We start from the raw sequence: 14253 nt of genomic DNA, 5'->3' as shown, positions 1-14253 counted from the left end.
CTGAAATTTTTAATTGATTTCTGATATGCCAAATAGAGCTATTAGATTCGGTGTTACAAATGGTCCTTATAGATCAAGTACTTGGAAATGTTGGTCAAGGACAGGTACGGGTAAGCATGATGTTTATTTAACATGTAGAGCTTTAAGAGGAGCTTTGAAGTTAAGCCTTCATCAATCAGGTAATTGGCACTTAGGTTTTGATAGAAATTTTTTAGAAAAAGAAGCACCTGATAGTAGTTCTCTATATGAAGATCGATTTGTACAAAAATGGAGAAAACCAGATAATATTGCGCCGGGGATACATTTACCATTCCGTATAATTATTCCTAATTCAGCCGTAACAATACCATATAAAAGAAAGGATTTAAAAAAGAGTCTTCATCTTATATCTACAGCAGAAGACAAGGCAGCGATAGAAGTTCTTCTCTTCATAACAGAAAAGGATGTCAAAACAAGTAATTGGCCTGGCAAAAACTCTATGTCAACCAAGTTAATTGACTCATTTGAAATTGAAAATGAGAGTACTGTTTGGTTTGTTTATCACGAAATTGAAATGCCAGAACTTACCAATCTAAATTTTAATTCAAATAATGCTACTCAATTCAAATCTGCTTTAGAGAAAAGAGATGGAGAAAGGAATCTCAGGACCATAATATTTGGAAAGAATGAAAAAGATAGGTCGAGATACGCAATGGAATTAAAGATAGATTCAGTAAAACCTTCACTATTTGGGGAAGGTGAAAAAGAAAATTGAGTGAACCTATTTTAGATATGATATCAACAAAATCAAGAACCAAAAATCGACAGTTCTATCAGCGGTTGAGCCATTTCTTTAATACACTCCTATTTAGATTTATCTCGTTAAAACCCACTAAAAATTTTAAAATCCTGATCTAATCTTCAACCTATTCATGCATAGCATAGTAAACACGGAATTCAAATCGAGATTATTATGCTGGCTTCAACCATTTTTTTAATTAGGAGAGCATGTTTTGGAGGGGTAAGAGCACAAGTAAGATTCGGATGGCTATTTCAAGGCAGGGTGTATTCATTATTCTGTTTTATGATGATATAAATATCATTGAAATGATATAAAAATATGATATATTTATCATCAATAAAGAAATATTTGATGATATAAACATCATTATTATGGATTATTGGGATAATAAACTGATTAGAAAACAACTTGATAAGAAGCTAAGTCAACTAAAGCCTCTTCTAAATCTTCCCGTTCCTAAAGAGGGGTGGATTAGAACTATTCGCAAGGCTCTGGGCATGACTACATACGATTTGGCTAATGAGGTTGGAGTAGATCAATCAAGGATTTCACGCATTGAAGCCTCTGAAGCCAAAGGAGAGATTAAGCTTTCTACTTTGGAGAAAGTAGCGGATTCGTTAGGGGTGAAGTTCGTTTACGGGTTCGTGCCGAAACAAGACCTCGAAGACATTGTCCGCGAACAAGCCAAAAAAATTGCAAAAAAACGATTAGACCGGGTAGATCACTCCATGAAATTGGAACTACAGGGTCTTTCAGATAAAGAAAAGGAAGAAGAACTCAATGACCTGATCGAAAAAATTTTGGTGGAAGAGCCAAAAAATTTTTGGGATAAGTAGATGTTTGATTACCCGGAAGGTGCAACGCCGATTGATGAGGATGAGAAAGACGATTTACTGATTCCTCATATAACCACATTGGAAGAACTCAATGAATGGGAGCAGAGAAATATTACCGATGCGTACAGTTGGTTAGACAGTACAAGGCGGAAAGATATTTTAAGTGAAGATTTTATTCGCACACTTCACAAAAAAATGTTTGGTAAAGTTTGGCGTTGGGCTGGTAATTACCGTCAAAGTGATAAAAATATTGGGGTAGATTGGCCGAAAATCTCAATTAATCTTCGAAAATTATTGGACGATGTTAGATATTGGATAGATCACGGAACATATCCGGCAGATGAGATTGCATCTCGGTTTCATCACAGGTTAGTACAAATTCATCTGTTTCCAAATGGAAATGGCAGGCATGCGAGAGTTCTTACTGACTTTTTGCTTGAAAGAGTATTTGAGGAAGAGCCATTTACCTGGGGTTCTGGAAATTTAATGGAGGATAATAAAATAAGAGACAAATATATTGAAGCACTCAGAGCAGCTGACCAGCATAATTATAAACCTCTCCTAAAGTTCGTTCGAAGTTAAAGTTATCATCTCTTCAAAAGATGATGATCCAATCTCCCACCAAATAGTGCATAGCATAGTATATCACGGAATTTTAAAACCGAAACTACTATGCTGGCTCCAATCAACATTTTCTTCTCGTTAATCGAACGTATTGATTATTGCTCACTAATTTTTTCAGTGCTGTTTTGTACCGCAATCTCTTGCAGTACAAAAAGCACGCCTTCCTATCAATTAACTACATCCTCAATTCCGGCGGAAGGCGGATCTGTCAGTCCGGCATCGGGCGAGTTTGACGAGGGGGATGACGTTCAACTCCAGGCCACCGCCAACGAAAACTGGGTGTTTGACGGATGGGAGGGAGATCAGACCGGAACGCAAAACCCGTTGACGGTGACGATGGATTCGGATAAATCAATCAACGCTCGTTTTGTAAAAAGACAGTACCCGCTGACGATCAATGTGCAAGGGGAAGGTTCTGTAAGTGAATCAATCGTTCAAACAAAAATGACGGATTATGAACACGGTACGGTTGTAGAACTACAGGCCAATTCGGATATGGGATATAATTTTGCAAGATGGGAGGGAGCTATCGAAAGCACGGATAATCCTGTACAGATAACGGTTGATGGCCCGAAAGAGGTTACCGTTGTGTTTGAGCCAAGTGAATTTAATGTGCAGGTGCGTTCTGAGGGTCCGGGTACTGTATCTGTTGAACCCGAAAAAGAGATCTATACTTATAATGAAACAGTACAGTTTACTGCTATGCCGAACTCAAACAATGAGTTTCTTGGCTGGTTCAATGAATCAGGTTCTTTTGAAATGCTTGAAGCTGAGTTTGAATATCAAATTACCGAAGATCTGGATATTGCAGCCTATTTTAGTTCCGTTGAAGATGCTTTTGTTTTTGAGACAGTTGAGATTGTAGTGGAAGACGGGCTGGTAGTTCAGGTAGGAATGAATATTACCAACTTTCTTCTCGGAAAAATAACGTTGATAGAGACCACAGTGCTTGATGAAAATGACAGTGAATATGGAGTTTTTGATTTTGAAGGTTTTGATCCATTGGAAGCAAGAACCCGGTATCCATTTCAGGGCAGTTTCCAGGGTGAAACCACAGATGAGGAGACGTTCAAAGAGTGGTCGTTAGTGTGGGAGTTTGAGTACGAGGGCAGCACATACACAAAAACCCATGTGATAGGAGAGCCAAGCGGCAGCGCTAAAGACCGGACATTTCCAATTGAGCATGTTGGAACCGCAACGTCAATTCAACTGAATATCAAATAAGAATATAATAGAGAGAGGTTTATAAATGGCCTGGCAGCGTGTATGAGCGACATCTCCCGGGCCATATAACCTAGTGGAAATGGCCCAAGTTATCTCGAAGAGATCCCTACGGGGCAAACTCGCGCCAATTGTGTAGGCACAAGCGGGACGCTTGCGCCATCTAAGAGAACCAACCGGCAATGCAAAAGATCACTCAAATTCGCTGAAACAAATTGAGATCAATCCGGCGCTTCAAATAAATATCCAATGAAAGAATAAAGAGAGGGGTTGAAGCTTGACCTGGCAGCGGCATGAACGACACCAGTCAGGTTAAACAACCTGCGTTTGAGAGTATAAGTTTCGGAGCGAATCAGAACCAATACAACATATTCTGATTTTAATCTGTCTGCTCCTCCATTTCCACAACCCAGATACCCCGTAACTCACCAATATCATAACCAGTAGCCTGATCATCCGGATATAGAGTTTTAATCTTTTCGAGAGTAGCGTTGTCAATTTGTGAACTCTCTTTTCCATGACATTGCATACATAATTGATTGGTGATAATGGGATAATAACCAGTCACTTTTTTATTAATATATTGTATGGATGGAGAAACTTCTTTACCCTCACTGAGATCTAATTTGGCTGATCGGATGTATTCCAACTCGAATTTGTTTGCTAAATTATCGGGGTTTCTTGGTTGATCTGTCACTCTTTTTATGTGTGCTTCTAATGCTACAGACATGCTATCGGTGATTGGGATCGCTTGAATATTACAAAACTCAAGGGCGCCTTCAGTTCCTTTTTCCTGGATGGCTCCGACTAAATTAGATGCCAACTCTTTTTGGGCTGCTCCAACGAACTCACTGCCTCTTTTTTCATAAGTGGAGATCTCATCCGCGCTTAAGGTTTTTTGTGATCTTGATTCTTTGTTTTGACATCCAAAAAAAGAAACTGTGATTATTACCGAAAGGAATAGAACTCTGATGAATTCAGCATTCATATATGTAAACTCTCCGATTATTCATGTTTATGAAAAAAAGCTGTAATCAATTAATACAAAATTATGATAAGAATAATCTTTGAATACTAATGTAGGGGAATGCCTGAAAATAATGTTTATTCATGATAGGGAAGCACAAGCGAAATGCTTGTACCATATTAGAATCCCTGAATCTTTAAACTTGCATCCTGAATCCTGCGCCCTGCCTCACACATCACAAATCTCAACACCTGATTCCAGTGCCGCAATCTTATCATCCCAGGTTGGTATAAACTCCTGGCCGATAAATCCGTCATAACCAGTTTCTACAATAGCTTCGATGATGGCAGGATAATAGAGTTCCTGGGTATCATCAATCTCATTTCGTCCGGGCACACCACCGGTATGATAGTGAGCGATATACTCGTAATTCTCGCGAATGGTGCGAATCACATCGCCTTCCATAATCTGCATGTGGTAGATATCGTACAGCAGTTTGAAGTTATCGGAGCCAACACGATCCACAAGCTCTACGCCCCAGGGAGTACGATCACACATATAATCTTCATGGTCGATTTTACTATTCAGTAACTCCATGCAGACCGTAACGCCATGCTGTTCGGCAGTGCTCATTAATTTCTTCAAACCGGCTGCACAATTTTCAAGTCCGGTTTCATCGTCCATTCCGTTTCGGTTCCCGGAAAAACAGATGATCTTGTCCAATCCGGCCTCTGCTACCTGCGGAATCACCTCTTCATAGCTGGCCAGTAGTTCATCATGCAGAGCGGGATCATTAAAGCCCTCCTCAATTCCATTTCCGGCTCCCCAGGGCATGGCACAGGTCAGGCCATGTTCCTGTACGGTTGCCCACTCATCGGGCCCGATTAGCTCGATAGAGTGCATCCCTAAATCGCTGACCGCTTTGGCGAATTCATCCAGCGGAATATCATTATAGCACCATTTGCAGACAGAGTGCTTCACTCGTCCTTTCAGGTCTTGTGGTAGTGAATTGTTCATATTTTCAAGGCTTCCGAGCCATCCAGCCAGCGCAGTTGAACCGGCAGCAGCTCCAATTTTTGTTAAGGCATCTCGTCGTGTTATGGTCATGATTTTGTTTTTTATGATTAACTCCCCTCTTGAGAGGGGATAGATAGCGTAGCGTTAAGCGAAGCTATCAGGGGTGTGTTTCGCATGTGTATGTGTACAGGATTCAACACACCCCGAGTTCATTCGCTAAACGCTCATTTCACTTTCCCCTTCGAAGGGGAATTATTCAAGTGCTGTTACTTCTGAGTAAAGGAGACTTCCGAAGTCTTTCGAATCTGTCTCAAATACTTCGTAACAATTTAAATGATTTAGATTTTAACAAAAGTGCTAAAGACTTCGGAAGTCTTTCCTCCTATTCCAAAGTCGTTAAATATTCCACAAGATCCACCAATTCCTGCTGACTCATCTGCGCGTGCAGGTTCTCCGGCATGAGGGATTGCTCCATCTGTTCCCGGCTTGCTATTTCTGATTTATTGATTGTGGTGGTATATCCACCGGACATCAGCAGAGTCAGTTCCGGACCGGTTTCGCTCTGGATGATTCCAGCCATTTGAGATCCGTCGTTCATCGTCAAAATATATCCTTCATATCCAAAATTAATTCCCGCATTGGGATTCAGAATCGCATCATATAAACCCTCTTTTGGAAGTTTTGAGCCAATTTCTGTTAACGCCGGGCCAAAATTAATTCCCTCGCCATTCACCTGGTGGCAGATCTGGCAGGATCGGGCGTAAACTTCCCGTCCGTTTTGCGGATCGCCCTCCATGGATACAAGTTCGGTAATGGGGGGCAGATCACTTTCGGCTGCAGTTTCACCAATTAAATCATTTCCTACTTTTTGTACATCTCCACGCCATGAATCGGAGAGTGCCTGTCCAACCGCAAATTTTAACGGCTCCGGAATTTCGTCGTTGTTCACCATCTCAAAAAGCTGCTGCTCGCCGCCCCAGCCTGAGCCAAAAGCCAGTACGGCACTTTGCCGTATTTCGAGATTGTTTTCCTCATTCATCATAAACTCGCGGAGTATTTGAAGTGAACGGGAAGATTGTGCATATCCAAGCACTTCAATCACCGTTTTTTGTCTCTGCGTATCATCTGCCTGTAAAACGGATTTGATCATTTCTTCCCCATTATTTTGAAGCGATACATTTGCTGCACGAATTCCAAGGCTGCTATCCGGGTAGGTAGCCATGAGGCGGAGCAGTTCGTTGTGACGGGTTTCCAGTTCAAACTTTTCAACCAGGTCAAGATAATCTTGTGTACCCTGAACGGTTACCAGAGTCTCATCAAGTTTTTCTTTCACGATGGGAGATTCCAATGCAGAAGAATTGAGATGATTCAGTGCCAGCAATTGAATCTGATCCTGACTGGGCAGATCCGTTTGTAGTAGACTGATCAACTCCTCTTGCTTTGCTGATGAGGAATGAAAATCGAACGCACGGAAATAGCGGAGTTTATCATCCAGTTCTGTCTCAGGATCTTTGATCAATTCACTCAACATCGGGATAGCCGCCTCTGCGCGCGACCGCCAAATAATATCTCGTCCGCCAGGCGTATTCCAGTTGCCTTCAACTTCATTCAGCCATGCATCAAAAAATGAGTCCCACTGCGTGGCCGCTCCAATTCCGAGGGCTTCCAGGTACCATCGATCATTACCATCGTGTTGTGCTGCAAGTTGAGCCCACAATTCTGCCGCTTCCGGTGAGTCATTTCTGTGAAGGGCAATCGCAAGTTCACGCCGAACCTGGGGCGAGGGGTCATCAGACAACTGTTCTATATAAGGAGTAATATCAACATCCAACTGGCGGGCAGCCCGAAATCCTGTGATTCGAATATCTTCATTATCATCCTGCAGTGCCTCATCAATATATTCAGTTCCGTTTGATTCCAGTTTGCTCAATAACCAAAGTGCCCTGGCCCGGTATCGTTGATTGTCTGACTCCCAAAGTTCAGCCAAAACTTCCTCCGCTTCTGCATCCCATTCGTGAAGCTTTAACCATGCACGTGCCCGCAGATTCAAGTTGGGATTTTTCAATGCTTCGACAGCACCTTCTGGCGAACTCAAATCAAATTCAGGAATTTCATAAGGAACATCTTCAGGAGCAATTCGGAAAATTCGTCCGCGTTGCTGATCGCCCATTCGGTGGCCGCCCACTCCGGGATCGTACCAATCAGCTACAAAGATAGAACCGTCAGGTGCCACCGTCACATCCGAGGGACGAAACCACTGGTCTTTCTCGCCTTCAAGAATATTTTCAATGGTGGCCGTATATCCCGCACCATCTTTTTCGGTGGGATACGAACGAATGATATTTGGACCTGCATCTGCATGTATCATCTCATTTTGAAAAATTTCAGGCAGCAGATCGCCTTCATACACAACAATCCCGGTTGGAGAGCCCGCGCCGGTATGTAACAGATTGGGAACCACACCCGGGCTGTTTTGATACCAGTGGCGCGAGGGAATATCCTCGGGGATATTGGTTCGGCGTGCCCGCCATCCGGCACCAGTCATCTCATCGGTATAGCCGTAATTTCCATACTCCATTACAAAATTGATGCGAACGCTTTGGTTGCCATCGTCGTCATTGTCTGATTGCCAGAGAGTGCCGTAGGAATCGAGGGCGACTTCGTAATTATTTCTGAAATTGTACCCCAAGACCTCGAATTCAGAACCGTCCAAATTGCTTCGAAAAACCAATCCTTTTCGAAATGGATGTCCATCCGTTCTGACTTCATTCCCAAAAATATCTTTGACAATATTTCCCTCTGCATCCTTAATCACGTTGCCCTGGTCCCCCATATTGAAGTAGAGTTTGCCATCCGGCCCAAAAATTGATGCGTGAACACCATGATCATGCTGAACACCTTCAATTCCACTAAACAGAACTTCTTTCTCATCGGCTTTGTCATCTCCGTCTGTATCGGTAAAAATAAAAATGTGCGGACTTCGGGAAACAAATACCCGGTTATCCAGCACCATAATTCCAAGTGCAGAATTAATATCGTTTCCCTGGTAAAATACCTTACTGGTGTCGGCCTTGCTGTCGCCGTCGGTGTCTTCCAGAATCACAATTCGGTCGCCCTCTTCTCTGATTGGATTTTCCGGGTTGAGCTCCGACCGGTAGTTATATCCTTCCGTAACCCACACGCGGCCCTCTGCATCTACATCCATGTTGGTGGGATTGACCAGCATATCTTCTGCGGCAAAAAGAGTAGTTTCCAGTCCATCGCGTGTTTCTAATCCGGCGAGAGCATATTCTGCACTTCGTTTTTGTTCATCGGTCAGTTCGCTGTAATCTGGTGTTTCGTCTTGCGAACATCCCGGGATGGCGATGAGAATTGCAACTATTACCATCCATATCTGTATATCCTTCATACTTACCCAAGTAATTTTATCCGGTACTATTTATTTTTGATAGACAACACCGATAATGTAAATGAAAAACTTTTATTCGCAAAAGAGGATTCAGGAAGCAGTTAACAGTAGACAATCATCAATAACCAGATGACTTTCAGGTATGATAATCTTAATTTTCTCTAACAATGAAACAAACCTGACTCTCAGTATTCCCGTTATACCAATCTCTCATGCATAGATATCTGAAGGGATTCTTATTAGTTGCTTTTATTTTTCTTGGATTTGATAAAATGGCATTTTCGCAGTCTGAAACCGGACTTGCAAGCTGGTACGGCCCCGGATTGCATACTAATACAACTGCCGGAGGGGAGGTTTTTGATATGAATGAGCTCACGGCCGCTCACCCAACATTACCGTTTGATACGCGAGTGAGAGTTACAAATCTGAAAAACAAGAAGTCGGTTATCGTACGGATTAACGACCGCGGACCATTTATCAAAAAGAGAATTATTGACATTTCAATGGAGGCAGCCCGCCGGCTTGAGATTATTGATTCCGGGATTGCCAAAGTAAGTGTTGAGGTTGTGAATGATGAGATAGCTGAACATTCACTGCCTGGGATCTCCCGCGACTCCAGTCCAATAAAAAGAACTGAGATTCCACTTGAAATGCTGCATTCGATTCTTCGTGAGGCATTTCCAATCAATGAACTGAAGCGTGATTTTTCTGATATTGCTTTCGGGGAAAATCGTCAGTTCTGAACGCCCGGTTTACGAAACAGAATAGTGTCAAGTCAATGATGCAATGTCGGTCGAAATCTGTCAGCACCTACTGTCTCGACGGGATCCCTATTGGGGATCTGACAGCATTGGCCTCGGAAAATCGCCATATGTTCATCCTTTTCAAAAGATACGTTGCAGACGGAAAGCTTGGAATACTTACAGATGATCCTATCGTGTGAACACATCTTTTCAAATCAAGTGATATCAGACTCAATTTACTGCAGGTTTTGTTAAATGAATAATGGTGGCGCATGCGGCTAACGCTCCAGCTGCTGAGTCGAGATTTGACAACCAGTTGACTAAAGTCAAGCTGGCAATAGAGGACTGTGTTTGGAATTACCGTCATGCTTCAGCTGACCGGCGCGGATAGCTCCACCAAATCGGTGGCTTTAGCCGACATTCATTACCACAATTTAAATTACTATTGGTATTGTATGAATGTATCGCCTTAATAGCTATACATACATTCAGTTTGACTACATTTTATGTCAAATAATTTGCTGTCTGAAATGCTTTGAGAAAACGGGACCAGAAAAACACGGGCACCGGGAATGCTGTCAGGTCTTCACACAACTGACAGGTATGAGTTGGCATAACAATAGACTCTGCTTTTAAAATGGGAATGATCTACTGAAGCATAAACGTATCCCCCTCCGTTAAGAGTTTGAAATTAACCCCGGCATTTTCCGGTTTTTTCATCGCTTTAGTAAAATCATTCACCGGTTCTTCCATTCCGTCATCGGCAAGTGGAAACGTACCAAAATGCATTCCAAAACTGATCTCTGCATTCACATCTTTATGAATCTGGATCGCTTCTTCAGGATTGACGTGAATCGGACTCATAAACCATTCAGGTTTATACGCACCAATGGGAATTAATCCAACGGTGATGTTTTCAAACCTTTCACCAATCTCCTGAAAGAACGCACCGTAACCAGTATCTCCGGCGAAGTACACATTTCCCGAATTTGTCTCCAAAACATAGCCGGACCAAAGTGTTTTATTCCTGTCAAACAGTCCGCGTGATGAAAAGTGTTGAGCAGGAACCGATGTGACTATTCACGGATTCTGAAGCGGACTGATCCTCCCACCAGTCCAAGGAAGCTGTTGTATTAGAAATGCCTTGTTGATTTAAGTACAAGATCAACCCCAAGCGGTACGATGAAACTCGGGTGCATATTGAGCATTGAGTTTCTTAAGAGTTTCAATGTCCAGATGATCGTAGTGGTTATGGCTGATCAGTACGAGGTCAATCTCCGGGAGATCTTCGAATTTTAAGCCGGGCGGACGCATCCGTTTGGGGCCCGCGAAACTCAGCGGGCTTACCCTGTCACTCCACACCGGATCAGTGAGGATATTCAATCCGCCGGTTTGAATGAGAAAAGTGGCGTGATTCACATAAGTAATCGCCAGAGAATTTGTAACTCTGGAGGCGGGCTTTTCAGCGAAACTTACATCCTCTTCTGTTAGTTCTGTCCATTCGCCCTCATCGCGATTAAAGGACCATTTTAAAAGATCAATAAAACCTTTGGCTTCAACATCTTCGAGATTTTCGAAAGTTGTTCCGTTGAAATGGCCGGAGTTTGGTCCGTTATAAACAGGGGCGGAAAACCACCATCCCAAAAACATTATTCCTAAAGCAATAAAGATGAGGATGCTGAGTATCCAGAGCATTAATTTTTTCACCAGAATTTGAACAATTGTTTAAAAATTTGAAATAGAATAATAAGGTTTTTATCAGACTGATAAAGAATAAGAGGAAGAGTAAAATTACAAAGATCCTGAGTTACAATTTTTTACCAGATCTTCAGCATTTATCGAATTTTGCAGGGATCTTTTAAACTGGTTATAATTTGTTGGGTACTTTTTTGGGTTCAAGCAAGAGATAAATAAATCTAATTACGATGGCTGATATGAATGATCTGGATCAATGGGCAATTGAAGCTTTACATGATCTCGGTGGAAAAGCTTCTATGATGGAGGTTGCAAAACAGACCTGGAGAAATCATAAGAAGGAATTGCACGATTCTGGCAAACATTTCAGGAGCTGGCAATATGATTTTACCTGGATTGGCAAGCGCCTGAGAGACCAGGGAATTATTGATTCTGAAGAATCAGGCTCTGAAAGTGTTTGGATTCTTAACGAAAAGTATCCGTCAAAGCAGGGTGACTGAGTGCACAAGCGGGACGCTTGCGCCATCCACCTCTCACTTTTCACTTTTGCCCTTTCACTCCTTCAACTCCTCCTCAAAAAACTCAAAAATTCTTCTATACTCATCGTACCATGAATCGGCATCCTGGAAGCTGTGTGCTTCGTTGGGGTAGACCATCAGGTCGAACTCCTGGTGCCCGGATTCTATAAGTTCCTGCACATATTGCATGGCATCCTGGAATCCAACGTTGTCATCTTCCAGTCCGTGGAGAAGCAGAACCGGGTGTTCCAATTCATCGGCATAGGTGAGGGGAGAGCTCCGGTCGTAGTGTTCAGGGACCTCTTCGGGATCACCCAGTCGCGGAAGCGTGTACCAGGGATTGGCATAGTAGTAATTTCTCCAATTGGTTACTTTACGGAGTGCGGCTCCGGCATCAAATCGTTCGGGGGCAGCGGTGAGAGCATAGAGCGCCATAAATCCGCCGTAGCTGCCGCCATAAATTCCAACTCTGTCCAGATCTAACGCTCCATTGGTGTGCTCCTCAGCCCAATCGAGCCCGTCTACGATATCGTGCGTTTCATACTTGCCCATCCAGTTGGTTACATCTTCGCGAAAATCGCGCCCATACCCCAGGCTGTGCCGATAATCCACTTCCAGTACAATGTACCCATGCTTGTTCAGCAACTGGTTGAACATATACTCGCGCCAATAGTTCTGCGACCAGCCTTGATACACATTTTGAAGCGATCCTGCACCGTGAACAAAAACAACAACCGGATACTCCTGACTCTCATCATAATCTTGGGGATAGAGAAGTGAAGCCGAAATTTCTGTCTCTCCATCACGGCCCGTAAACCGAACATACTCCTCACGCTGCCAGTCGTAATCATAAAAACTGTCGGGGACTGAATTTGTCAGTTGGATCTCTTCATCAGGATTTTCCAGGTTGAGCCGATACAGATCGTACGGACGGTTGAAGAATGTTTTGGCATAAATCAGGTTAGATCGGTCTGGCGTGAGTTCAAATTGATAGCGGTAGGCGGTTTCTTCGGTCAGTTGTTCAACATCGTTGTCATCAACATCTAAGCTGTAGATCTGGCGGACGCCATAATCTTCTTCATTGCTCGCAAATAGGATCGTTTCCTCATCAACCCAGCTTGCCCAGGGTACATAATAATCACCAGAGGTATGTTGTGTGAGGTTTGATCCGTCTGCATGTACCGTGTAGATGTGATTCCAGCCATCCTGCTCAGACAAAAAGAAAAGCTGATCGCCTTCCGGCGCAAATTGCATATCTCGTTCCCGTTCGCTAATCCAGCCGTCGGTTGAATCCTCAAATACAATGGTTTTTGAACGTTCCTGAAGATCGTGAACGAAAATCTTGCGATGTTTCAGCGGCGGATCTGCCCAGTCGATGCCTACATATCGACCGTTGTGAGATGTACTGACGGACGACCAATGCTTGCCGGTGACGAGTGTGTCAAGGGCCGTTGTATCAAACGAAGCTACGAAAATGGATACCTCAGGGATTCCACGCTGCTCTTCACCCGGTTCAACAAATTTATCAACATATTCGGGGAAATAAAGGGTTCGGGTATCTGAATAATCAGCCTGACCAACAATCAACTGATCATTCCCGGCCCACTCGTAAATTGAAAAATTTGGGGCTTCGTTTTCCTTCTTTGTGATCTGCTGAATGGCCGGTGAATTTACATTTGTAACCCACACATTACCGTCCATAACAAACGCAAGTTTCTGGCTGTCGGGTGACCAGTTTAATTCCGATTCATCCTCCAGCGATTGTACGATGAGTTCTTCATTTGATCCATCCACATTTGCAACATAAATGTCATCATCTTTTGTATAGGCTATTTTTGATCCATCAGGTGAATGGACGGGCTCATAAACTTCTTCATCGTCCACATCTTTAAGATTGTTGCCGTTCCAATCCACTGAATATAAACTGGTTTCGTAGTAGGATGAATCATTCCACTCAAAAAAGATTTTGGATTGATCTCCCGAAACGAAATCGAATTCAGGCCGGATACCCGGAATCATCGGTTCGAGAAAGATTTTTTTGAGGGTGAGATCAGTTGGGACATTTTGAGAAAAAACATCCTGGGATATAAAACCAAGAAGAAGGATCAAACAGAATAAAAAACGCCGCATGAGATATTGATTAAATTGTTGGAGTGATCGGATCGATGTGTGTGAGACATTGTATTTTTAGTGCTGGTAATATGCTCAGAAACGGAAAATTACATTTTGCCTATTGCAATAGATTGTAGTAGTAAGAAAAAATACAATGTCTTCGACTGATTTAATTTGTTGACACGATAACGGGATTCTGAGTTTGAATCAAGCGATTTAAGAGGATACATTCCTGAGATCCGCGAAGTTTTCGAAGAGTTCGCGAATCTTTAGCCCGAACTTTTCAGGATGGTAGCGAGAGAATTTATTAGAAGCGGAGCTTCCGGGAGT

Annotated in this window: 10 protein-coding genes and 1 pseudogene; 6 read left to right on the top strand and 5 right to left on the bottom strand. The window is 42.8% G+C overall.

All coding sequences use genetic code 11. The features are described from left to right. Window positions 1–13: 13 nt before the first annotated feature. The 4 genes from U5K72_13075 (at window position 14) to U5K72_13060 (ending at window position 3465) form a co-directional block, all read left to right on the top strand. Entirely contained in the window at window positions 14–754 is a 741-nt protein-coding gene (locus tag U5K72_13075) for a hypothetical protein (GenBank protein ID MDZ7719742.1), read from the top strand. Between the two features lie 398 nt (window positions 755–1152). After that, the gene (locus U5K72_13070; protein ID MDZ7719741.1) at window positions 1153–1617 is read left to right on the top strand and encodes a mobile mystery protein A; all 465 of its coding nucleotides are present in this window, start codon (window positions 1153–1155) and stop codon (window positions 1615–1617) included. Continuing rightward, complete coding sequence (locus U5K72_13065) at window positions 1618–2199, top strand: mobile mystery protein B (GenBank protein MDZ7719740.1); 582 nt, start codon at window positions 1618–1620, stop codon at window positions 2197–2199. Window positions 2200–2289: 90 nt separating this feature from the next. Then, window positions 2290–3465 (top strand): hypothetical protein, encoded by a 1176-nt coding sequence (locus U5K72_13060; protein ID MDZ7719739.1) that lies wholly within the window; start codon window positions 2290–2292, stop codon window positions 3463–3465. Between the two features lie 376 nt (window positions 3466–3841). Here U5K72_13060 and U5K72_13055 read toward each other — a convergent pair whose 3' ends face one another. The 3 genes from U5K72_13055 to U5K72_13045 form a co-directional block, all read right to left on the bottom strand. After that, a complete protein-coding gene (locus U5K72_13055; GenBank protein MDZ7719738.1) occupies window positions 3842–4450 on the bottom strand; it encodes a DUF3365 domain-containing protein in 609 nt (202 codons plus the stop codon). A 207-nt stretch (window positions 4451–4657) separates the two neighbouring features. Further along, on the bottom strand, window positions 4658–5536 hold the full coding sequence (locus U5K72_13050; protein MDZ7719737.1) for a TIM barrel protein: 879 nt from the start codon (window positions 5534–5536) through the stop codon (window positions 4658–4660). Between the two features lie 292 nt (window positions 5537–5828). Continuing rightward, window positions 5829–8855: a PVC-type heme-binding CxxCH protein gene (locus U5K72_13045; GenBank protein MDZ7719736.1), complete on the bottom strand. Its 3027-nt coding sequence runs from the start codon at window positions 8853–8855 to the stop codon at window positions 5829–5831. A 212-nt stretch (window positions 8856–9067) separates the two neighbouring features. On the opposite strand from U5K72_13045, the gene U5K72_13040 reads away from it, so the two are divergent. Then, window positions 9068–9598, top strand: coding sequence for a septal ring lytic transglycosylase RlpA family protein (locus U5K72_13040; GenBank protein MDZ7719735.1), 531 nt, complete (start codon window positions 9068–9070; stop codon window positions 9596–9598). A 648-nt stretch (window positions 9599–10246) separates the two neighbouring features. Here the strand turns inward: U5K72_13040 and U5K72_13035 are convergent. Then, window positions 10247–11248: pseudogene (locus U5K72_13035) on the bottom strand (MBL fold metallo-hydrolase). Between the two features lie 275 nt (window positions 11249–11523). On the opposite strand from U5K72_13035, the gene U5K72_13030 reads away from it, so the two are divergent. Continuing rightward, window positions 11524–11793, top strand: a complete 270-nt coding sequence (locus tag U5K72_13030) for a hypothetical protein (GenBank protein MDZ7719734.1) — start codon at window positions 11524–11526, stop codon at window positions 11791–11793. Window positions 11794–11847: 54 nt separating this feature from the next. Here the strand turns inward: U5K72_13030 and U5K72_13025 are convergent, their stop codons facing one another. Then, window positions 11848–13830 carry an alpha/beta fold hydrolase gene (locus tag U5K72_13025; protein ID MDZ7719733.1) on the bottom strand — a complete coding sequence of 661 codons (1983 nt, stop codon included), beginning with the start codon at window positions 13828–13830 and terminating at the stop codon, window positions 11848–11850. Between the last annotated feature and the right edge of the window lie 423 nt (window positions 13831–14253).

The sequence above is a fragment of the Balneolaceae bacterium genome, assembly GCA_034521495.1.
Lineage (GTDB): Bacteria > Bacteroidota > Rhodothermia > Balneolales > Balneolaceae > Rhodohalobacter.
Note: the sequence above shows the minus strand (reverse complement) of the source record. Positions and strands in the feature narration are given on the sequence as shown.